This is a genomic window from Cupriavidus sp. GW822-FHT02D05, assembly GCF_058802485.1.
In genome coordinates this window covers 151996-173342 of sequence record NZ_JBXAOE010000015.1, presented here as the reverse complement: position 1 = coordinate 173342, position 21347 = coordinate 151996, and the positions used below count along the sequence as shown (strand labels likewise).

The window sequence follows — 21347 nt, the reverse complement described above, 5'->3', positions numbered from 1 at the left end:
ATTCAGTGCAGCGGGAAATGCCGCCCCAGGAAGCCGAGCACGGCGGCATTGAAATCCGCCGGGCGCTCCATGCAAGCCAGGTGGCCCACCGCGGGCAAGCACAGGTACTCGGCGCCAGCGATCTTCTGCGCCATGCGCTCCATCACGGCGGGCGCGGCATTGGCGTCGTGTTCGCCGGCCAGCACCAGCACCGGCACGGTGATGCGCGCCAGCACTTCGCGCCGGTCAAAGCGCACCAGCGCCTGCAAAGCGGCGCGATAGGTGTCGGGCGGCACGGCCGCCATCACGCTGGCGGCGAACGCCACCGCGCGAGGCTCGGCCTGCGGCGCGACCATGGCGCGCACCAGCCCGTTGGCCATCTCCGCCATGGTCTTGCCGGCATCGAGCGGCGCCGTGCGCGCGGCCACGAAGTCGCGTTGCCACTGGCCATCGGCCTTGCCGAATGCGGGCGACGTACCGGACAGCACCATTGCGTCGATCAGTCCTGGCATGGCTGCGTAAGCTTCCTGCGCGACCATGCCGCCCATGCTGTGGCCTAGCAGCACCACGCGCCGGCCCGCGTCGCGCTCAGCCTGCAGCACCGGCTGCAAGGCATGCGCCAGCCCGGCGAAATCACAGGGATCGATCATGGCGCTGTCGCCGTAGCCAGGCATGTCCCAGGCCACCGCGCGATAGCCCGCTTGCACCAGCGCAGCGATCTGCGCCGGCCACGCGGCCTTGCCGCCGCCGATGCCATGCAGCATCACGACGGCCACGGGGCCGGTGCCCTGCGCGATGATGGAGATGCCATTGGCATGGGGCTGGGGCTGGGGCTGGGGCTGGGGGCCAGGATTCACGTTCTCGTTCATGCGCTTGCCTTGTTGTTTGTTTGGGCCGCTTCGGGCGTGGCCGGGCCGGCGAGCCGGCCTTCGTCCACCTCGCCCACGCCGTCGAGCGTGATCGTGCAGTTGCGCAGCGGCAGGTCGAAGTGGCCCAGCGTGTGGCGGCCGGCGACCTCGTTGGCGCCGGTGGAGTAGAGAAAGTTGCCGGCGAAGGCGCGCAGCTCCGTGCCGTTGCAGTCGCGTTTGTCGTAGAACGTCATCGCATCCCAGCGGGCCTGCGGGTTCAAGCCCCAGCCCACGTGCGAAACCGCGTAGGCGTCGCGCGTGCCTTCGCGGTCGGCCCACGCCGCGTAGTAGCCGCGCATCATGTCGGCGTCCATGCCCTGCCCTTCGATGCCGACCATGTAGTCATCCTCGATATGGCAGACGATGGTGTCGCGCAGGTAGGTCTTGAAGGTCAGGTTGACGTCGCCCGGCGCGAGCACCAGCGTGCCGTTGACCTGCCCGCCGGCGGGGAAGGCCAGGCACAGGCCGCCGGGCCAGTGCGCGACCTGGCCGGGCTTGTTGCAGTAGCCCCAGACGCCGCCGACGCGCGCGCTTGCGAGCCCGACGCGCAGCTCGGTGCCGGCGGCCGAATGCACGCGCATCTCGCCTGCGCCGCGCAATCGTTTCATGGCCGCGCGCACGCTGCTCTCCAGCGCGGGATCGGGCAGGCAGCGCTCCAGGATCTCGGGATGTTCGTTGCTGACCATCAGCAGGCGCGGCACGACGCCGTCGGCGCCTTTGAGGATCAGCGGGAGTTCGGGCGCATGCAGCAGGCCCTCCACGGTGCAATCGATCACCAGGTGGCAGCGCTGCAAGGCGGCCACCACCGGGGCGAGTTGCTGCAAGGCATCGCTGGCGCCGGTGGAACGCACGGGCGCGGGGGCGGCAAGCGCCGGGGACGGCACCCGGATGCGCACGGGCGTGGCGCCCAGCGATTGCACCGCCAGTTCCGCCAACTCCACATTGACGCGTCGGGATTGGGACTCCGTTACAATCCCAACCACTTCCTGGGCGGACAGGGCGCACAGTTCAAGGGTGCGCCGAAAAGCCGCCAGCCAGCGGTGCTCGATTTGCTCGATGAGCATAGGTCTCCTCCTGGTGCGATCTGCTGCGATCCTGGCAGGGTCCCGGGGGAATGGCCTTGGTGCGCCAGCCCACCGATGCCTCCCGCCGGACGCATTAGCTTTGTGCTTGTGATTCTTGTCGCTGGCGCAAATAATATATGAAATTTCATGGATCCCAGTGGAGCCCGCGCTATGGGCATGCCTGAGGCCACGCCAAGCATCATCGGCAAGGCCGCTTCTCCCGATTTCGATACGCTGCACTTCCGGCGCACGCTGTCCCAGTTCGCCACCGGCGTGACGGTGATCACCACCCGCGCGGGCCCTGGTTCGCCGCCGGGCGCGCCGTTCGTGGGCATTACCGCCAGCTCGTTCAACTCGGTCTCGCTCGATCCGCCGCTGGTGCTGTGGAGCATGGCCACGCGCGCCAACAGCCTGCCGATGTTCCGCGACGGCTCGCACTACATCATCAATGTGCTGTCGGCCTCGCAACTGGACCTGTGCCAGCGCTTCGCCACGCTCAAGGGCGACCGCTTCGCGGGTGTCGACTACCGCCTGTCCGAGAACGGCCTGCCGATCCTGGCCAACGCGCTGGCCTGGTTCGAATGCCACAACCGCAGCCGCTACGACGAGGGCGACCACGTCATCTTCGTGGGCGAGGTGGAGCGCTGCGGCGTGCACGACAACGCGGGCAACCCGCTGGTGTTCCACGACGGCCGCTTTGCCACCACCGATCCGCTGACGGACTGAAGTCCGGGCGCAGCAGCCATGAAGGATTCGCCCAAGCCGGCCCCGGCGGCCCCAGACGCTTTTGTAGATGGCTACCTGCCCTATCTGCTGGCGCGGGCCAGCCACCTTGTGTCGGGCGAGTTCCACCGGCAGGTCGAGGCAGCCGGGTTCTCCGTGCCCGAATGGCGCGTGCTGGCCACGCTGACCGGCCGGCCGGACTGCACCATCGGCGCGCTGGCCGATATCACGCTCACCAAGCAGCCCACCCTGACCAAGCTGATCGACCGCATGGCCGCCGACGGCCTCGTCACGCGGCGCAACGGCGCCCTGGACCGCCGCCATGCGCTGGTATCGATCACCGCGCGCGGGCGCAGCCGCGCCCGCGCCTTGCTAGACCAAGCCGCCGCCCACGAGCAACAAGTGCTGGATGACTTTGGCGTCGCGCAGGGCAATCAGCTCAAGGACACCTTGCGCCGCCTGATCGCGCTGCACGCGCCGCGCTGAGTGGCGACAGCCCTCAGGGCCGCGGCTCGCCCTTGACGACCGCCAGCGGCGAGCCATCCGTCTTGATCCTTTGCAGCACGATGTTCGAGCGGATATCCATCACGCCCGGCGTGCGGTAGAGCCGGTTCACGATGAAATCCGAGTAGTGCTTGAGGTTGCGCGCCTGCACGGTCAGGATGTAATTGCTGTCGCCGGTGATGATGTAGGCCGACACCACTTCAGGCCAGGATTGCACCGCCGCGTTGAAGGTATCGTGCCAGCCCTCGGTTTCGGGGCGCATCGACACCTGCACGATCGCCTCCAGTTCCAGGCCGAGCCGCTCGGCGTCGAACCACGCCCGGTAGCCGCCGATCACACCGTCCTCCTCCAGCAAACGCACCCGCCGCAGGCAGGCCGAAGGCGACAGCGCCACGCGGTCGGCCAGGTCCTGGTTGCTGATGCGCCCGTTCTCCTGGAGGCAGGTCAGGATGCGCAAATCGATGGGATCCAGGTTCATTTCGCAGATTCTTCCATAAATCTCTTCACAAATGAAATTCTATGCGAAAACCATTGGAATCCACGGGCCATTTCGCAAGCCTCTTGTCCGTAATATTGACTATCATGCCGTCATCCGCTCCATGAAGAGCCTTGGAACGCCGCTCCCAGGCGTCAGCCCCCGATGACGAACCGCCCCACCCCCGATACCAACGATAGGCCGCGCCAGCTCTGGGATATCAGTCCCGCGCTCTCGCCCGACACGCCGGTGTGGCCGGGCGACACGCCGTTCCAGCTCGAGCGCAACTGGCAGATCGACGCCCACTGCCCCGTCAATGTCGGGCGCATTACCTTGTCGCCCCACACCGGCGCCCATGCCGATGCGCCGCTGCACTACGCCGCCGACGGCGCGCCCATCGGCGCGGTGGACCTGGCGCCCTACCTCGGCCCGTGCCGGGTGATCCATTGCATCGGTGCGGCCCCGCTGGTCGAGCCCCGCCACATCGAACACGCGCTGGCAGGCGTACCGCCGCGTGTGCTGCTGCGCACTTACCAGCAAGCACCGCTGGCGAAGTGGGACCCGGACTTCTGCGCGGTCGCGCCGGAAACCATCGCGTTGCTCGCAGAGCACGGCGTGACGCTGGTCGGCATCGACACGCCCTCGCTGGACCCACAGGAATCCAAGACCATGGCCGCGCATAACATGGTGCGCCGGCATCGCCTGGCCATCCTCGAAGGCCTGGTGCTCGACGCCGTGGCCGAGGCCGACTACGAACTGATTGCCCTGCCCCTGCGCTTTGCCGGACTCGATGCAAGCCCGGTGCGTGCCGTGCTGCGCAGCCTGGCCTGAACGATCGCACTGAACGACCCGACCCCAACCTCCCCCCAGGAAACCTCTCACACATGACCGCACTGACCCGCGAGCAATGCCACGCCCTCGACCAAGAAGATCCGCTGCGCCACCTGCGCGACCAGTTCGCGCTCCCGCAAGGCGTGATCTACCTCGATGGCAACTCGCTGGGCGCGCGCCCGCGCAGCGCCGCGGCACGCGCCGCCGAAGTGGTGAGCGAGGAATGGGGCACGGGCCTGATCCGCAGCTGGAACACGGCCGGGTGGTTCGAACTGCCCCAGCGCCTGGGTAATATGCTGGCACCGCTGGTCGGCGCCGGCGAGGACGAAGTCGTGGTGACCGACACCACCTCCGCCAACCTGTTCAAGGTGCTGGCGGCCGCGCTGCGCGTGCAGCAGACCCGCGACCCGAAGCGCAAGGTGATCGTATCGGAAGCCAGCAACTTCCCCACCGACCTCTACATCGCACAGGGGCTGGCTGACCTGCTGCAGCAAGGCTATTCGCTGCGCCTGGTGCATGCGCCCGAGGAGATCGATGCGGCGGTGGACGCCGACACCGCCGTGCTGATGCTGACCCATGTCAACTACAAGACCGGCGAAATGCTCGACATGGCCAGCGTGACCGAGATGGCGCATGCCCGCGGCGCGCTCACGGTGTGGGACCTGGCCCACTCGGCCGGCGCCGTGCCCGTGGCGCTCAAGGCATCGGGTGCGGACTACGCGGTCGGCTGCACGTACAAGTACCTCAACGGCGGCCCCGGCTCGCCCGCCTTCCTGTGGGTCGCGCCGTCGCTGCGCGATGCCTTCTGGCAACCGCTGTCCGGCTGGTGGGGCCACGCCGCGCCGTTCGCGATGGAACCCGGCTACCGCCCGCGCGAAGGCGTAGCGCGTTTCCTGTGCGGCACCCAGCCCATTGCCTCGCTGGCCATGGTCGAATGCGGGCTCGATATCTACGCCCAGACCGACATGGCAGCGCTACGCGCCAAGTCGCTGATGCTGACCGACCTCTTTATCGCACTGGTGGAAACACGCTGCGCCGCGCACCCGCTCGAACTGGTGACCCCGCGCGCCCATGCGCGCCGCGGCAGCCATGTGAGCTTTGCCCATCCGGACGGCTTTGCTGTGGTGCAGGCCCTGATCGAGCGCGGCGTGATCGGCGACTACCGCGAGCCACGCATCGCGCGCTTTGGCTTCACGCCGCTGTACACCAGCTTCACCGAAGTCTGGGATGCGGTGGAAATCCTGCGCGACGTGCTCGACAGCGGCACCTACAAGGCCGAGCGTCACCAGACGCGCGGCCTGGTGACCTGAGCAGGAGCACGCCATGAGCAACCACAAGGGATGCCCGATGTCGGGCGCAGGCGCCACCGAGACCAGCGATGCCAGCTGGCACGACGCCCAGATGGATTTCGCCAAGGACATGAGCTACGGCGATTACCTGGCGCTGGACCAGATTCTCAACGCCCAGCATCCGCTCTCGCCCGAGCACAACGAGATGCTGTTCATCGTGCAGCACCAGACCAGCGAGCTGTGGATGAAGCTGGCGCTGCACGAGCTGCGCGCCGCGCGCGAATGCGTGCGCCAGGACCAGTTGCCGCCAGCCTTCAAGATGCTCACGCGAGTCTCGCGCATCATGGAGCAACTGGTGCAGGCGTGGAGCGTGCTGGCGACGATGACGCCGCCGGAGTACTCGGCGATGCGCCCTTACCTCGGGATGTCGTCTGGTTTCCAATCGTTCCAGTACCGCGAGATCGAGTTCATCCTCGGCAACAAGAACGCGGCCATGCTGCGCCCGCATGCGCACCAGCCGCAACACCTGGCGCTGGTAGAAGAAGCCCTGCGCACGCCGTCGCTGTATGACGAAGCGATCCGCCTGATGGCGCGGCGCGGCTTTGCCATCGATGCGGCCTGCATCGAGCGGGACTGGACCAAGCCGGCCGGCGAGAACGCCTCGGTGGAAGCGGCATGGCTAGAGGTCTATCGCAAGCCCGAGGCGCACTGGGAACTGTATGAACTAGGCGAGAAGTTCGTCGACCTGGAAGATGCTTTCCGGCAGTGGCGCTTCCGCCATGTCACCACCGTGGAACGCGTGATCGGCTTCAAGCGCGGCACCGGCGGCACCGAAGGCGTCAGCTACCTGCGCAAGATGCTTGACGTGGTGCTGTTCCCGGAGTTGTGGAAGCTGCGAACGGATCTGTAAGCGGGCCGTACGTATTGGGAACGCGACACCGGCCAAGGCCGGCGTCGCCGCGCTTCAGAGCGCCGGGTCCGACAGCCGCGCCGCCAGCGCGCGCAAGGCCGGCGCCAGCTTGTCGTGAAACACCGCTTCCTCGACCGAGCCATAGGACGCACTGCAACTCAGCATGTGGAGCTCCTTCTCCCCCACCGGACGGAATGCCACCGCGCATGCGTGGATGGCTGGGTGCCAGTCACGGAACGACGCCGCATAGCCCAGGGTCGACGCCTGCTCCACCGTGGCACGCATCGCCGCCTCCTGGGTTTTCCACTGTTCGGGATAGGCCAGGGCAAACTCTGCCAGCACCCGTTCGCGCTTGGCTGCCGGCAAGGCCGCCAGGTAAGCGCGGCCCATGGAGCTCGATACCAGCGAGAGCCGCGACCCCACGCCCAGCCCCAGCATCACGCCCGCATCATTGCGAATCGATTCAAGATAGATCACCTCCATGCGCTCACGCTTGCCCAGCGAGACCGACACCCCGTAAGCCTGCGCGAACGCCAGCATGTGCGGGCGTGCCAGCGTCACCACATTGGACGCGGACAGGTAGGAATAGCCTAGTGCCAGCACGCCGGCATCGAGTGCGTACTTGCCCAGGCTATCGTCGTAGCGCAGGTAGCCCAGTTGCACCAGTGTGCCGGCCAGCCGGCTCACTGTGGCTTTGGGAAAGCCCGTGCGGCGCACGAAATCCTGGTTGCCCAGCATCGACTCGCCAGTGCGAAAGCAACGCAGCAGCTCAAGGCCGCGCGCCAGCGCGGCAACAAAATTGGGATCGCTCTCGCGCGGTGTGGCGCTGGCGGCATCCGCCGCAGGCGTGGCTTGCGATTCAGTGGCCAAAAGTGATCTCCGCGGGTTGGATGGAGGCAGCGCGCCCTATTGCATGGATCGCGCATTGCGATATACTACATCATCGGAACAAAGTTCCGCAATGCGGAACCGCAAAAGCACCACGGCGGACCGCGGAATGCGCCGATACTTCCTGAATTCAGGGTTGGCTCGCGAGGCCGCCCATCCCGATCTGCACTAGACCTGCACTACCGAAGGAGACCTACATGGCTGCCAACGCCGAATTCCACTGGGCTGACCCGCTGTTGCTGGACGACCAACTGAGCGCCGACGAGCGCATGGTGCGCGACGCCGCCCTGGCCTATTGCCAGGACAAGCTCGCCCCGCGCGTACTGCAATCGTTCCGCAATGAGAAGACCGACATCGAGATCTTCCGCGAGATGGGCGAGCTGGGCCTGCTCGGCCCCACCATTCCCGAGGAATACGGCGGCCCCGGCCTGAACTACGTGGCCTACGGCCTGATCGCGCGCGAAGTGGAGCGGGTGGATTCAGGCTATCGCTCGATGATGAGCGTGCAGTCGTCGCTGGTGATGGTGCCCATCCACGAATTCGGCAGCGAAGCGCAGAAGCAGAAATACCTGCCTAAGCTGGCAACCGGCGAGTGGATCGGCTGCTTCGGCCTGACCGAGCCGAACCACGGCTCCGACCCGGGCTCCATGATCACACGCGCCAAGAAGGTGGCAGGCGGCTATGAGCTGTCCGGCGCCAAGATGTGGATCACCAACTCGCCCATCGCCGACGTATTCGTGGTGTGGGGCAAGCTGGTCGGCGACGACGGCAAGGAAGCGATCCGCGGCTTTATCCTCGAAAAGGGCTGGAAGGGCCTGTCGGCACCTGCCATCCACGGCAAGGTTGGCCTGCGCACCTCGATCACCGGCGAAATCGTCATGGACCAGGTGTTCGTGCCGGAAGAGAACCTGATGCCGGGCGTGTCCGGCCTGAAGGGTCCCTTCACCTGCCTGAACTCAGCCCGCTACGGCATCGCCTGGGGCGCCCTGGGCGCCGCCGAGTTCTGCTGGCACACCGCGCGCCAGTACACGCTGGACCGCAAGCAGTTCGGCCGCCCGCTGGCCGCCAACCAGCTGGTGCAGAAGAAGCTGGCCGACATGCAGACCGAGATCACGCTGGGCCTGCAAGGCTGCCTGCGCCTGGGCCGCATGAAGGACGAAGGCACCGCCGCGGTGGAAATCACCTCGATCATGAAGCGCAATTCCTGCGGCAAGTCGCTGGACATCGCCCGCGTGGCGCGCGACATGCTCGGCGGCAACGGCATCTCGGACGAGTTCGGCGTGATCCGTCACGTGGTCAACCTCGAAGTGGTCAACACTTACGAAGGCACCCATGACATCCACGCGCTGATCCTGGGCCGCGCCCAGACCGGCATCCAGGCGTTCTTCTAAAGCACGCCGCCCGGGCCCGCCCACTCTCTCGCAAGAAATAAAAAGGCCCGGCTGCGAAGCCGGGCCAAGCACACTACCAAGGAGAGACGACGGGCGAGCCCATCGTTGTACAACACCGGTCCGCCGACCCGGCGCTACGCGCCCCGGCCCGGCTGCTTGCTTACTTGTTGGGTTGCGGCGTCAGCCGCAGGTAAGGCCGCACGGCCTTGTATCCCTTCGGAAATTTCTGCTTTATCACGTCCTCGTCCTTCAGCGAGGGCACAATCACCACATCCTCGCCGTCCTGCCAGTTGCCCGGCGTGGCAACGCTATGGTTGTCGGTGAGCTGCAGCGAATCGATCACCCGCAGGATCTCATTGAAGTTGCGCCCGGTGCTGGCCGGGTAGGTGATGGTCAGCCGCACCTTCTTTTCCGCGTCGATCACAAACAGCGAGCGCACCGTCAAGGTCGCGTTCGCATTGGGGTGAATCATGTCGTACAGCTCGGAAACCTTGCGGTCGCCATCGGCGATGATGGGGAAATTGACCGTGGTACCCTGGGTCTCGTTGATATCCTTGATCCACTCGCGATGGGACTCGACAGGATCGACCGACAGTGCGATGACTTTGACATTGCGCTTGGCAAAATCACCCTTCAGCTTCGCCGTCAGGCCGAGTTCGGTCGTGCAGACCGGTGTGAAATCGGCCGGGTGCGAGAAAAGCACGCCCCAGCTGTCGCCCAGCCATTCATGAAAGCGAATCGGGCCTTCACTGGAATCCTGTTCGAAATCCGGCGCGATGTCACCGAGACGTAGAGCCATGCGGGTCTCCTCAAGAGGCAAAATAGGGTGGAACCACTCTAGTCCGATTGCGATCCAACCCAAACGAATATAAAGTCACTACAAAATCACCTTTTTGTATTAAGACCTTTGTTAAGACCTTTGTCCTGCGTCACAGTCCTACACGCTGTGTCGGACTCGTGGTGTTGAAACCACGGCGGTTCCCCGCATATGCTAGTAAAGAGGGCGAGAAGCTGCCCGACAACGTGCGGGGAAGGCAAAATGTCACAATCCGAAACCACCGCCCGCAACAGGAGAAACTGATGAGCGATGTCAAGACCGTTTTGTCCGATGCCGAAGAACTGCTTAAGCAAGCGGCCTCGACCACAGGCGAAAAAGCTGCCGAACTGCGTGAGCGCGGCATGGGCCTGCTGAAACAAGCCAAAGAAAAGGCCCAAGACCTCCAGGACGCCGTGGTCACCAAGAGCAAGGCGGCTGCACGCGCCACCGACGACTACGTCCATGACCATCCGTGGCGCGCTGTCGGCGTTGCCGCCGGCGTCGGCCTGCTGATCGGCCTATTGCTGAACCGCAAGTAATTCGCCAGGCCGCAGGCCTCGCGCATGAACCCGAACGCCTTGCACCTGGGCCGCAGCATGTCGCGGCGCAGTGCCGGGCAACGCCCCGCCAGCAGTCCCGCACCGCTGGCGGGGCTCCCCGTCTGCAGCAGGTGCAGCGCTTCGCCGCTGCACGCCTTCGCCGGAATTGAATGAGCGACCCCACCTCTTCCCCCAAGTTTATGGATGCCCTGCGCAGCCTGGCAGGATCACTGGTGGCAATGGTGCAGACTCGCCTTGAACTTGCCAGTGTCGAACTCGCGGAAGAACGCTCCCGGCTGATGAAGATGGCCTTGCTGGCCTGTTTCGGCCTGGTGTTCTTTGGCCTGGCCATGGTGACGCTGACCGTATTGATCGCCATCGTGTTCTGGGACACCTACCGCTGGCAGGCCCTGGGCGTGCTGGCTGCGTTATACCTGGCCGCCTGCGCAATCTGCCTCGCGGTTGCCCGCCATCTGGTGCGCAATGCCCCGCCCCTGTTCGAAGCGACGCTGGCCGAGATCGATAAAGACCGGGAGATACTGCGCCGATGAGCACACCACACACCCCAGGCGAGCCGGCCGACAACGCGGCCGGCACCGCACCCACCTCCAAAGCGCCTCGCTCGCACCAACGCCCCGTACGTTTCGCGCGGGAGGTGCGCCTGCCCCTTGCCATTCGCAAGGAGCTGCTGATCACGCGCGCCGCGCTTGAGCGCTACGACTGCGCCCAGGCGCTCCATCACGTCCGTGGCAGCGCGACCCGTCTCGGCCGTTTCAGCACCTGGCTGCCGCGCATGACCCGGCCCGCCTCCTGGCTCAAGCTGCTTGGACTCGCCAAGGACTACCCGTTGCTCAGCTCAGCCGTGTCCCTGGCGCTGCCGCTGCTGCGCAAGACCCCGGTGCTGCGCTGGGGCTGGAAGCTGTCCAAGCTCGGCGCGCTGGCCGCGGCCGGCTACTGGGCCTACGAGACTTTTCAGAAAAGCTCCGTCCAGGATGCCCGCAAGACCCCGTCCGACACCGTCGACACAGGGTTCCGCGACCCGCTGGTGCGTTAGCACCGCGATGCGCCATGCAAGGCCGCCACCTGCGTCGGCCTTGCCTACCGAGGGCCTGTCATACGGCAATGAAGGCAATCAGCGCCACGCGCCGCGGCGAGCCGCCGTAAGCCACCATAGCGGCGCGCGCTCCAACGCTTTTTCGACGCAAGGTGACAGCACAATGACCCAACGAGCGGAAATGCAGCAAAAGGCGTTCTACCTGCTGCTGGCAGTCGTGTCGATAGCCTTCTGCTTCGTCCTGCGGCCTTTCTTCGGCGCCGTGTTCTGGGGCGCCATTCTGGCCATCATCTTCACGCCACCCAACAACTGGCTGACCCGGCGCATGGGCGGCCGACGCAACCTGGCATCGCTGACCACGCTGACGCTATGCCTGCTGATCGTCGTGCTGCCGCTGATCTTTGTCACCGGCGCCCTGATCCAGGAAGGCAGCACCGTCTACCAGCAGATCAAGTCCGGCCAGCTCAATTTCGGCGCCTACTTCCAGCAAGCCTTGCACGCCCTGCCGCCGTCGGTGACAAGGGTGCTGGACCGCTTCGGCTTGACCGATATCGGCGACCTGCAGCAAAAGCTCACCGCGGGGGCCGCCCAGGCCAGCCAGATCATCGCCGCGCAGGCGCTCAGCATCGGGCAGAACACATTCCAGTTCGTGGTCAGCTTTGGCGTGATGCTGTACCTGCTGTTCTTCCTGCTGCGCGATGGCCCGCAGCTTTCCAAGATCATCATGCGGGCGATCCCGCTGAGCGAGCCGCACAAGCAGCACCTGCTGCGCAAGTTCACCACCGTGGCCCGCGCCACCGTCAAGGGCAACATCGCCGTGGCCGCGGTGCAAGGCGCGCTGGGCGGCCTGGCCTTCTGGTTCCTCGGCATCCAGGGCTCGCTGCTGTGGGGTGTGCTGATGGGCTTCCTGTCGCTGCTGCCTGCGGTGGGCGCCGCACTGATCTGGGGACCGGTGGGGATCTACTTCCTGCTGACCGGCGACGTGGGCAAGGGCTCCATCCTGATCGGCTTCTGCGCGGTGGTGATCGGCGCGGTGGACAACGTGCTGCGCCCTATCCTGGTTGGCAAGGACACCCGCATGCCCGACTGGGTAGTGCTGATCTCCACGCTGGGCGGCATGGCGCTGTTCGGGCTGAGCGGCTTCGTCATCGGCCCGCTGATCGCCGCGCTGTTTATCGCCAGTTGGGACCTGTCCACGTCCACGCGGGAAGAAATCGAGCGCCGGGACGCCGCGCACGACAAGGACCCGACGCCGCCCGCACCGTCCACAGGCGCAACCGGGCAAGCCAGCGCCCAGGCACCGGGCCCCGAGGCGGCGCGCACGGACTGAGCCCTGGCGCCGCTTGCCGACCCCAGACACACCAAGGAGTGAGCATTGCGTCAAGACAACCCATCAACCGGTGCACAGGCGCCGGCAAAGGTGAAGCACTACGGCGTGCGTGAACTGTTCCGCAAACCGGACCGTTCCCAGTTCTCGATCTCGCCGGATGGCCGCCACCTGTCCTTCCTCGCCCGGCACCAGGGCCGCCAGAACGTCTTCGTGCAGGCCATCGACACCAAAGGCAACATGTTGGGCGAAGCCCGGCCACTGACCCACGAGAGCGAGCGCGACCTGCCCTTCCACACGTGGAAAGGCAACGCGCACATCCTGTACGCGAAGGACTTTGGCGGCGACGAGAACTTCCACGTGCTGTCGGTGCCGATCGACGGCGGCGAACCTGTCGACCTGACCCCGTACCCGGGCGTGCGCGCGGAGATCATCGACGATCTCGAGGACGATGACCACCATATCCTGCTGTCGCACAACAAGCGCGACCCGGAAGTATTCGACGTGCTGCGCGTCGATGTCGTCACGGGCGAGTCCGTGCAGATCGCGGAAAACCCGGGCAACGTGATGAGCTGGGGCACCGACCACGCAGGCCGCCTGCGGGTAGCGACCGCCAGCGACGGCGTGAACACCACCCTGCTCTACCGCGATGCCGAGGACGAGCCTTTCCGCCCGATCCTGACCACCGACTTCCGCGAGACGGTCTCGCCGCTGTTCTTCACCTTCGACGACAAGCAGCTGTATGTGCAGTCGAATCGCGGCCGCGACAAGACGGCGATATTCGAATTCGATCCGCAGACCGCCAAGGAAGGCCGCCTGGTCTTCGAGCACGATGAGGTAGATGTCGGCGGCCTGTCCTACTCGCGGCATCGCCGCGTGCTGACCGCCGCCTGGTACACCGACTGGAAGACACACCGCCATTTCTTCGACGCCCACGCCGAGCAGATCCATGCCGACCTGGAGCGGCAACTGCCGGGCTACGAGCACCACGTCACCAGCATCACGCGCATTGAGACCCGCATGATCGTCTCCGCCTCGAGCGACAAGACCACCGGCACGCGCTTCCTGTACGACAGCGGCACGCAAAAGCTGGTCACGCTAGGCAAGGTGCAGCCCTGGCTGGATGAAGCCGACATGGCCGGCATGCAGCCAATCCGCTTCACCTCGCGCGACGGCCTGCAGATCCACGGCTACCTGACGTTGCCGGTGGCCAGCGCGGGCGAGCCTGCGCCGCGGGGCCTGCCACTGGTGGTCAACCCGCACGGCGGCCCGTGGACGCGCGACGTATGGGGCTTCAACCCCGAGGTGCAACTGCTGGCCAATCGCGGCTATGCCGTGCTGCAGATCAACTTCCGCGGCTCCACCGGCTACGGTCGTGCATTCTGGGAGGCGAGCTTCAAGCAGTGGGGCAAGACGATGCAGCACGATATCGACGACGGCGTCGACTGGCTCGTCGCACAAGGCATCGTGGACCCTAAGCGCATCGCGATCTACGGCGCCAGCTATGGCGGCTATGCAACGCTGGCGGGCGTCGCCTTCACACCGGAGCGCTACGCCGCGGCCATCGACTATGTCGGCGTATCGAACCTGTTCACGCTGCTGGAGACCATTCCCGCGTACTGGAAACCGATGCTAGACATGCTGTACGAGATGGTCGGCAACCCCAACGTGGAAGCCGAGCGCCAAGCCCTGCACGATGCCTCGCCGGTGTTCTTCGCGGACAAGATCCGCACGCCGCTGCTGGTGGCGCAAGGCGCCAACGATCCGCGCGTCAAGCAGGCGGAGAGCGACCAGATCGTCCAGGCGCTGCGCTCGCGCGGCGTGGATGTGGAATACCTGCTAAAGGAAAACGAGGGCCACGGCTTCCACAACGAGGAAAACACCTTCGACTTCTACGAAGCCATGGAAGCGTTTCTCGCCAGGCACCTGGCCAGCGAAGACTGATTTGCAACCGCTCCGCGCCCGCACATAGGGCGCGGGCACATGAAACAAAAAAGGCGTAACGGTTGCCCGCTACGCCTTTTCGCAATGCTGGTGGGTCGTGCGTGACTCGAACACGCGACCAACGGATTAAAAGTCCGCTGCTCTACCGACTGAGCTAACGACCCGGAAAAACTGAAGCCGCGATTATAGGAATATCTTGGCCCTAAAGTCAACCTTTGAACACGAACTACTCGTGCTAGATCATGCGCTCAAGGCGCCATATCTGGTAGCGGAAGCCGAGCACCGAGCCAAGCAGGATGCCGGCCAGCGCGATAAACGAGCCAATCGCCAGCGTGGATACGCCTGACAGCCCCTGGCCGATGGTGCAGCCCAGCGCGGTCACGCCACCCGCGCCCATCAGGACGCCACCCACCAGATGGTTGCCGACGTCCTCGGCGTTGCCAAAGCCTTCCCAGCGAAAAGTGCGGGTCACCAGTGCGTACGCAGCGGCGCCGGCCACCACGCCGAACACGCTGACGATGCCGATGGTCAGCACCTTGCTCTTGTCGCTGAACATCATCAGCCAGTCGAGCGTGTAGGCGTAGGGAGCGACAAAGCTCAGGCTCTCCATGCGGCCGCTGTTGCTGGCAACGAACAGTTCCTCGAGCGTATTGGGATCCTCAGCGACATAGCCGAGGTGCCCGGACACGTACCACATGGCCACGATGATCAGGCCCACGGCCAGGCCACCAAGCAGGTTATCGAAGGTGCGGAAGCCGCGTCCCGCCAGCGCCCAGATCACCAGCGCCCCGCCCACCACCAGCGCGATGCCGACTTGCAGGGTGGCGCGCGCCATGCCGCTGGCGTGCGCCAGCACGGAGGGCAGGTCCTGCGTGGTGGGCAGAGTGAGCGCCACGGCATCGACGGTGTTCACGCGAATCACGCCAAACAAGCCGCGCAGCGTCATATAGGCCGACAGCCCCAGGAAGACGAACACCACCACCGACTTCAGGTTCCCCGCGCCGATACGCACCAGCGTCTTGCTGCCGCAGCCCGAGGCCAGCACCATGCCGAAGCCGAACATCAGCCCGCCCACCAGGGCGGAGAGCCAGCTGAGCTTGCTGGCGGCATAGATGGTCTTGGTGGGATCGATGTAGCCGCCCGCAGCCAGTGCGGCGGTGCCGATCATGGCCACGCCGATGGCCAGCCCCCACATGCGCATGCGGGTCCAGTCACCCATATTGACGATGTCGGAGACCGCACCCATGGTGCAGAAGTGCGTGCGCTGGAGCACCGCCCCAAACAGGAAGGTCAGGATGAAGGTGCTCGCCAGTATGGTACGGCTGAGCGCGGCAATATCGATTTCGGGCATGGGTGTCCGGCGGGGGAAGCGGAACGGGTGGGTGCGCGCAAGCGCGCTGGTGGCAACGACAACCGTCAGGCTGCGCCCTGGTAGCGGGTGGGATCAGGCACCCCAGCGGCCTCGAAGCCCGCGCGGCGGATGCGGCAAGAGTCGCACACGCCGCAGGCCCGGCCGTCGTCGTCGGCCTTATAGCACGACACCGTCATGCCGTAGTCCACCCCGAGCTTGACGCCGGCGCGGATGATCTCGCCCTTGGTCATGTCGATGATGGGCGCATGCACGCGGATGCGCTCGCCTTCGACGCCGGCCTTGGTGGCCAGGTTGGCAAGCGCCTCGTAGGCAGACACGTACTCGGGCCGGCAATCCGGATAGCCAGAGTAGTCGACCGCGTTGGCACCGAAGAACAGGTCACGGCCGCCAACGGCCTCGGCCCAGCCCAGGGCCAGCGACAGCATGATGGTATTGCGGGCCGGCACGTAGGTCACCGGAATGCCGCCGACGGCGCCATCCGTAGGCACCTCAAGGCTATCGTCGGTCAACGCGGAGCCGCCGAAGCGTCGCAGGTCCAGGTCGATGATCTCATGGCGCACCGCGCCCAGGGCTGCGGCCACGCGCTTTGCAGCCTCCAGTTCCGAGGAGTGGCGCTGACCGTAGCGCATCGACAATGCATAAGTCTCGAAGCCCTGCGCATTGGCCATGGCAAGGACGGTGGCGGAGTCCAGGCCGCCGGAAAGCAGGACGATAGCGCGTTTTTTCATGATGGCACGGCGCGGCGCCTGGAGGCGCCACGCAAAATTCGAGGCGAATCGGGTATTTTAGCGCGCCCAAGACTAAAGGCCCGCGGATGCGGGCCTTTAGTGTACTGACTGCTACCTGGGCCGCTTAACAGCGCCCCGCCCTCTCAGGCGCTTACTTCAGCGTCTTGAGGCGATTGCTCGCCGCCTGCGCGCCCTCGGTGCCGGGGTATTTGGCTACCACCTGCTCCAGGGTCTTGCGGGCTGCGGGCTTCTGGCCCGATTCGATCTGGTTGTTGGCGATGGCGATCAGCGCATCCGGCACCTTGGGGTGATCCGGATAGGCCTGCACCATGTTCTGCAGCACCGAGGTCGAGCCGCGGTAGTCGCGCTGCGCGTACAGCGAGTTGCCGAGCCAGAACTGCGCCAGCGGCACGTACGGGCTCTGCGGGTACTTCTTGATGAAGCCCGCGAACACGTTGCCGGCGCCCTTGAAGTCCCCGGTCTGGAACTGCTTGAGCGCGGCATCGTATTCGGTCTTCTCGCCAGGTTGCGACAGCCCTTCGCGGCCATCCACGGTGACCTGTTGCGGCTCGAATTTCTTCAGGCGCGCATCCAGGTCCGCGTAGTAGTCCTTCTGCTGCTTTTGCAGCGTCGTCACCTCGTTCTGCAGCATCTCGTTCTGGCCGCGCAGTCGCGCCACTTCCTGGCGCAGACCTTCGAGCTGGTTCTGCATGTCGAGCTGGGCGCGGCTGTTCTGGTCGATGCGCTGCGATGCCGTCGCCTGGAAACCGTTGAACTGGTCCCGCATGTTGACGATGGCTTTGCGCGCCTCGTCATCGTCGAACACGCCGGCCCGCGCCTGTGCCAACGGCAGCAGGCTGGCGCAGGACATCGCAGTAAGCAATACCAACTTGGAGACGCGTGCTTTCATGAGATGGCTGTCCGCAGATTAGTACGTGATGTCCGCGCGGCGGTTTTCCGCCCAGGCGGCTTCGTCGTGGCCGGTTGCCTTGGGCTTTTCCTTGCCCAGGCTGACGGCTTCCATCTGGGTTTCCGGCACGCCCAGCGAGGACAGCGAGCGGCGCACGGCTTCGGCGCGCTTCTGGCCCAGTGCCAGGTTGTATTCGCTAGTGCCGCGATCGTCGGTGTTGCCCTGAATCAGGATGCGGCGGCCCTTGTTGGCGGCCAGGTACTTGGCGTGCTCCGACAGCATGCCCTGGTAGTCGGACTTGACGCTGTAGCTGTCGAAGTCGAAGTACACGCTGCGCTTGGCCAGCGGGCTGTTCGGATCGTTCAGCGGATCACGCGACACGTCCACCGGCGCCACGGCGCGGGCGTCGGTCGAAGGCGTACCCTTGTTGCCGGCACCGGCGTTGGCGGTGTCGTCCAGCTTGACACCGGAGCTGCAAGCGCCGAGGGCCAGCAGAGCGGCGACGGCAAGGGTTTTGGTCATCATATTGGTCATGGCTAGGAACTCCTCGTTTATTGCATGAATGGTCCCCAGGACGGCTCGCGAACCTCGCCGGACTGGAGCGACAAAACCTGCCGGGTACGCCCGTCAGTGGACACTGCCGCCAGCACCGAGCGACCTCCCACCCGGGTGGCATAAAGAATGTACTTGCCGTTGGCGGCGAAGCTCGGAGCCTCGTCGTTGGCGGTGTCGGTCAGCGAGGTCACATCGCCGTTGCCGAGATCCATCAGCTGCAGCTTGAAGCCGCCGCTGCGGGTGATGTAGGCCAGCTGCTTGCCATCCGGGGAAATGCGCGGGCTCACGTTGTAGCTGCCCTTGAAGGTCACGCGCTGGGCTGCGCCGCCTTCTTCGCCGCCGGCCGGCATGCGGTAGATCTGCGGCGCACCGCCGCGATCGCTGGTGAAGTAGATGCTGCGGCCATCCGGCGCGTATTGCGGCTCGGTATCGATGGCGCTGCTGCGGGTGAGGCGCTTGAGCCCGGAGCCATCGGCGCCAACCTGGTAGATCTGGGTATTGCCATCGCGCGACAGCGCCACCGCCAGGCGTTGGCCGTCAGGCGACCACGAAGGCGCGCTGTTGTTGCCCTTTTGGTTCGACACCAGTGTGCGCTTGCCGGTCGCCAGGTCGTGCACGTAGACCACGGGCTTCTTGGCTTCAAAGGACACGTAAGCGACCTTGCTGCCATCCGGCGACCACGAAGGCGAGATGATCGGCTCGTTGCTGGTCAGCGCCACCTGAGAGTTCTGGCCGTCGGAGTCCGAGATCAGCAGCTGGAAACGCCCACCCACCCGCGAGACATAGGACAGCCGCGTGGCAAACACGCCGCGCTCGCCCAGCAGCTTCTCGTAGATGTAGTCGGCGATCTTGTGGCCGGTCACGCGCAGCTGGTTTGCGCTGACAGTGAAGGCCAGGCCACCCAGGCTGGTGCCCTTGACGGTGTCGTAGAGGCGAAAGCGCACGTCGTACTGGCCGTTGCCGGTGGGTGTGACGCTGCCGGCCACGAAGGCATCGGCGCCGCGCGCCTTCCAGCTGCCAAGATCGGCATTGGCAGACTCCGCCACCGTGGCGCCGCCCGGGTCGACATTGCGGAAGCGGCCGCTGCGCTGCAGGTCGCTGCGGATGATAGCGGTGAGATTTTGCGGGGCCTGAGCTTCGCCCTGGAAGTTGGCCGTGGCGATGGGGAGCTGGCTGGCGCCGACGCCGGTGATTTCAACGTTCAATTGCGCCTGTGCGCTGCCGGCCGAACAAGCCAGCACCACGGCCAGCCCGGCAAACAGGGCGTGCGCGCGGGTGCCGTGCCGCTGCGCGGCCAGCCAAAGGGGGGCCCAAAGCTTTCGCATGCTGCTCCTCAATCGAGATCAATATTCATCGAGCGCGGCCGGCAAACGGGAGCCGTGGAACGGGCAAGCATGCTGAAGGCTTGTCGCATGCCCGTATCGCGTGCCCCGGGCACATTTGCCGGCTGCGTCAGGCAACCTGTCATCGTAGCGTTGGGACTGCGGTGCATCGACGTAGGTTGCAATATGTTGCAATTCGAATGTTCCCATGTCGTCACCATCGCCGTCCCTCTTAATCCTTAGGCTTGAAGGTGATCGTGAAGCTGGCTGGCGCCTTGCCGTTTTCGTCGCGGGGCAGCGGATCAGAGCGCTCCACGGCGCGCAGCACGGCGTTGTCCCAGCCCGAATTGCCGCTGGACTTGGATAGCCGCGCGGACATCAAGGAGCCGTCCGGCGCCAATTGAACCGACACCACCGCGGCCGGATTGCCAGGCACGTCTTCGGTAAATACGATATTCGGCTTGACGCGGCGACGCACGCGATCCGGGTAGCCAGGCGAGGCCTTGCCGCCCGAACCGGCACCGCTGCCGGCGCTGCTGCCGACACCGCCGGCGCCGCCGACTGCCGCCCCGCCGCCGGCCATGGCCTGCAGCCGCGCCAGTTCACTGTGGCGCTGGGCATTGGCAGCGGCGTCGCGCTTGGCCTTGGCATCCGCATCGGCCTTGGCCTTCGCGTTGGCGGCGGCCTTGGCCTCGGCGTTAGCCTTGGCTTTGGCGTCGGCGGCTGCCTTTGCCTTGGCGTCAGCCTCGGCACGGCTCTTAGCCTCGGCGCGGGCCTTGGCGTCAGCTTCCTTGCGCTCGCGCTCAACCTGCTCCTTGCGCTGCTCCTGCAGCGCGGCCTGCCTGCGTGCGTCTTCCTTGCGCTGGGCCTCTTTCTTCAGCTCGTCCTTCTTCTGTTCTTCGCGGCGTTGCTCTTCGCGGCGCAGGTCTTCCTTGTGCTGCGCATCCTTGCGGGCCGCCTCCTTGCGGGCCGCTTCCTGCCGCTCGGCTTCCTGGCGCGCGCGCAGGTCGGCCTGCTGGCGCGCCTCTTCGCGGGCGGCGGCCTCGGCCTGGCGGCGCTTTTGCTGCTGGAGGGCGATCTCGGCGTCTTCTTCGGCACGAGACCTCACCGCTGGCGCAGGAGGCGCGGGACGGGCTTGCACGACGGGCAGCGGTGCGGGAGGCGGCGGGGGCGGCGGTGCGGTAGTGGCCGGGATCTCATCCCAGAGCTCGGCTTCGGCGCCCACCGGGGTGCTGCTCTGCCAGTGCACGCCGAAATACAGCACGATGCCCAGCAACAGGTGCATGAAAACCGCGAGCAGGAAGGAACGCAGGGTTCCCCGCTCCGGGGCCGGCTGATAAGGATAGGCGGCGGTTTTCATCGCGTGGGGCGGTGCTTACTTGGGCTTGACCATCAGGCCGACGCGCTTCACGCCGTCGGCCTTGAGCACTGACATGACGTCCAGCACGGCCTCGTACTTGACCGAGCGGTCGGCGGCGATCACCACCGGCTGATCGGGATTCTCGTTCTGGCGCTGATGCACGAAGTCGATCAGGCCCTGCTTGTCGAGCTTGCGCTCAAAGCTGTTGCCGGCGTTATCCTTGCCGCGCGCGGTCAGTGCGCCGTCCTCATGCACGGTCACGACAATGGGGGGGGCCTTTTGCTGCTGGGTGGCGTTGGCCACGCTGGGCAGGTCAACCACGGCGGGATTCACGATCGGTGCCGCCACCATGAAAATGACGAGCAGCACCAGCATCACGTCAATGTAAGGCACGACGTTGATGTCGGCACTGGCCCGGCGGCGCGAGCCGCCACGGCGCTGTATCGCTGCCATTGCT

General features: G+C 65.7%; 23 protein-coding genes and 1 tRNA gene. 11 read left to right on the top strand and 13 right to left on the bottom strand.

Annotation, left to right across the window (positions count from 1 at the left end):
• Window positions 1–2: 2 nt before the first annotated feature.
• Entirely contained in the window at window positions 3–848 is an 846-nt protein-coding gene (locus AC1RQK_RS21075) for an alpha/beta fold hydrolase (protein WP_492810941.1), read from the bottom strand.
• Window positions 845–1951 (bottom strand): 2,5-dihydroxypyridine 5,6-dioxygenase NicX family protein, encoded by a 1107-nt coding sequence (locus tag AC1RQK_RS21070; RefSeq protein ID WP_492376349.1) that lies wholly within the window; start codon window positions 1949–1951, stop codon window positions 845–847. Before AC1RQK_RS21070 ends, AC1RQK_RS21075 begins: the two co-directional genes overlap by 4 nt.
• Before the next feature lie 171 nt (window positions 1952–2122).
• On the opposite strand from AC1RQK_RS21070, the gene AC1RQK_RS21065 reads away from it, so the two are divergent.
• Window positions 2123–2677, top strand: coding sequence for a flavin reductase family protein (locus AC1RQK_RS21065; protein WP_006162962.1), 555 nt, complete (start codon window positions 2123–2125; stop codon window positions 2675–2677).
• Between the two features lie 18 nt (window positions 2678–2695).
• Window positions 2696–3160: a MarR family winged helix-turn-helix transcriptional regulator gene (locus AC1RQK_RS21060; protein ID WP_492376350.1), complete on the top strand. Its 465-nt coding sequence runs from the start codon at window positions 2696–2698 to the stop codon at window positions 3158–3160.
• A gap of 13 nt (window positions 3161–3173) precedes the next feature.
• Here AC1RQK_RS21060 and AC1RQK_RS21055 read toward each other — a convergent pair whose 3' ends face one another.
• Window positions 3174–3656, bottom strand: a complete 483-nt coding sequence (locus AC1RQK_RS21055; RefSeq protein WP_043348484.1) for an Lrp/AsnC family transcriptional regulator — start codon at window positions 3654–3656, stop codon at window positions 3174–3176.
• A gap of 162 nt (window positions 3657–3818) precedes the next feature.
• On the opposite strand from AC1RQK_RS21055, the gene kynB reads away from it, so the two are divergent.
• From kynB to kynA, 3 genes are read left to right on the top strand one after another with little or no spacing between them, the layout of a single operon-like run.
• Window positions 3819–4484, top strand: coding sequence for an arylformamidase (gene kynB, locus AC1RQK_RS21050; RefSeq protein WP_492376351.1), 666 nt, complete (start codon window positions 3819–3821; stop codon window positions 4482–4484).
• 53 nt (window positions 4485–4537) lie between these two features.
• Complete coding sequence (gene kynU / locus AC1RQK_RS21045; RefSeq protein WP_492810937.1) at window positions 4538–5794, top strand: kynureninase; 1257 nt, start codon at window positions 4538–4540, stop codon at window positions 5792–5794.
• A 13-nt stretch (window positions 5795–5807) separates the two neighbouring features.
• The gene (kynA, locus tag AC1RQK_RS21040; RefSeq protein ID WP_150984125.1) at window positions 5808–6683 is read left to right on the top strand and encodes a tryptophan 2,3-dioxygenase; all 876 of its coding nucleotides are present in this window, start codon (window positions 5808–5810) and stop codon (window positions 6681–6683) included.
• Window positions 6684–6737: 54 nt separating this feature from the next.
• On the opposite strand, the gene AC1RQK_RS21035 is transcribed toward kynA, so the two are convergent.
• Window positions 6738–7553, bottom strand: coding sequence for an IclR family transcriptional regulator (locus AC1RQK_RS21035; protein WP_043348497.1), 816 nt, complete (start codon window positions 7551–7553; stop codon window positions 6738–6740).
• Between the two features lie 215 nt (window positions 7554–7768).
• Between AC1RQK_RS21035 and AC1RQK_RS21030 the strand changes: the two genes are divergently transcribed.
• Window positions 7769–8962, top strand: coding sequence for an acyl-CoA dehydrogenase (locus AC1RQK_RS21030; RefSeq protein ID WP_006162948.1), 1194 nt, complete (start codon window positions 7769–7771; stop codon window positions 8960–8962).
• Between the two features lie 160 nt (window positions 8963–9122).
• Here AC1RQK_RS21030 and AC1RQK_RS21025 read toward each other — a convergent pair whose 3' ends face one another.
• Window positions 9123–9761, bottom strand: coding sequence for a peroxiredoxin (locus AC1RQK_RS21025; protein ID WP_492376353.1), 639 nt, complete (start codon window positions 9759–9761; stop codon window positions 9123–9125).
• Window positions 9762–10042: 281 nt separating this feature from the next.
• On the opposite strand from AC1RQK_RS21025, the gene AC1RQK_RS21020 reads away from it, so the two are divergent.
• From AC1RQK_RS21020 to AC1RQK_RS21000, 5 genes are all read left to right on the top strand, one after another.
• Window positions 10043–10318 carry an ElaB/YgaM/YqjD family protein gene (locus AC1RQK_RS21020; protein WP_006162945.1) on the top strand — a complete coding sequence of 92 codons (276 nt, stop codon included), beginning with the start codon at window positions 10043–10045 and terminating at the stop codon, window positions 10316–10318.
• 170 nt (window positions 10319–10488) lie between these two features.
• The gene (locus AC1RQK_RS21015) at window positions 10489–10869 is read left to right on the top strand and encodes a phage holin family protein (protein WP_492376354.1); all 381 of its coding nucleotides are present in this window, start codon (window positions 10489–10491) and stop codon (window positions 10867–10869) included.
• The gene (locus AC1RQK_RS21010) at window positions 10866–11372 is read left to right on the top strand and encodes a DUF3318 domain-containing protein (RefSeq protein ID WP_492387204.1); all 507 of its coding nucleotides are present in this window, start codon (window positions 10866–10868) and stop codon (window positions 11370–11372) included. Before AC1RQK_RS21015 ends, AC1RQK_RS21010 begins: the two co-directional genes overlap by 4 nt.
• Before the next feature lie 163 nt (window positions 11373–11535).
• Complete coding sequence (locus AC1RQK_RS21005) at window positions 11536–12702, top strand: AI-2E family transporter (protein WP_492376356.1); 1167 nt, start codon at window positions 11536–11538, stop codon at window positions 12700–12702.
• A gap of 45 nt (window positions 12703–12747) precedes the next feature.
• The gene (locus tag AC1RQK_RS21000) at window positions 12748–14643 is read left to right on the top strand and encodes a S9 family peptidase (RefSeq protein WP_492810932.1); all 1896 of its coding nucleotides are present in this window, start codon (window positions 12748–12750) and stop codon (window positions 14641–14643) included.
• Between the two features lie 88 nt (window positions 14644–14731).
• On the opposite strand, the gene AC1RQK_RS20995 is transcribed toward AC1RQK_RS21000, so the two are convergent.
• The 8 genes from AC1RQK_RS20995 to tolR form a co-directional block, all read right to left on the bottom strand.
• Window positions 14732–14807 (bottom strand) — tRNA-Lys (locus AC1RQK_RS20995).
• Window positions 14808–14878: 71 nt separating this feature from the next.
• Window positions 14879–15994, bottom strand: a complete 1116-nt coding sequence (locus AC1RQK_RS20990; protein ID WP_492376358.1) for a YeeE/YedE family protein — start codon at window positions 15992–15994, stop codon at window positions 14879–14881.
• 65 nt (window positions 15995–16059) lie between these two features.
• A complete protein-coding gene (gene queC / locus AC1RQK_RS20985; RefSeq protein ID WP_043348516.1) occupies window positions 16060–16743 on the bottom strand; it encodes a 7-cyano-7-deazaguanine synthase QueC in 684 nt (227 codons plus the stop codon).
• A 151-nt stretch (window positions 16744–16894) separates the two neighbouring features.
• Window positions 16895–17653: a tol-pal system protein YbgF gene (ybgF, locus tag AC1RQK_RS20980; RefSeq protein ID WP_183036209.1), complete on the bottom strand. Its 759-nt coding sequence runs from the start codon at window positions 17651–17653 to the stop codon at window positions 16895–16897.
• An 18-nt stretch (window positions 17654–17671) separates the two neighbouring features.
• Window positions 17672–18187: a peptidoglycan-associated lipoprotein Pal gene (pal, locus tag AC1RQK_RS20975; protein WP_173430687.1), complete on the bottom strand. Its 516-nt coding sequence runs from the start codon at window positions 18185–18187 to the stop codon at window positions 17672–17674.
• A gap of 17 nt (window positions 18188–18204) precedes the next feature.
• Window positions 18205–19533, bottom strand: coding sequence for a Tol-Pal system beta propeller repeat protein TolB (gene tolB / locus AC1RQK_RS20970; RefSeq protein ID WP_492376359.1), 1329 nt, complete (start codon window positions 19531–19533; stop codon window positions 18205–18207).
• Window positions 19534–19762: 229 nt separating this feature from the next.
• Window positions 19763–20890, bottom strand: coding sequence for a cell envelope integrity protein TolA (tolA, locus tag AC1RQK_RS20965; protein WP_492387205.1), 1128 nt, complete (start codon window positions 20888–20890; stop codon window positions 19763–19765).
• Between the two features lie 15 nt (window positions 20891–20905).
• The gene (gene tolR / locus AC1RQK_RS20960) at window positions 20906–21343 is read right to left on the bottom strand and encodes a protein TolR (protein ID WP_043348529.1); all 438 of its coding nucleotides are present in this window, start codon (window positions 21341–21343) and stop codon (window positions 20906–20908) included.
• Between the last annotated feature and the right edge of the window lie 4 nt (window positions 21344–21347).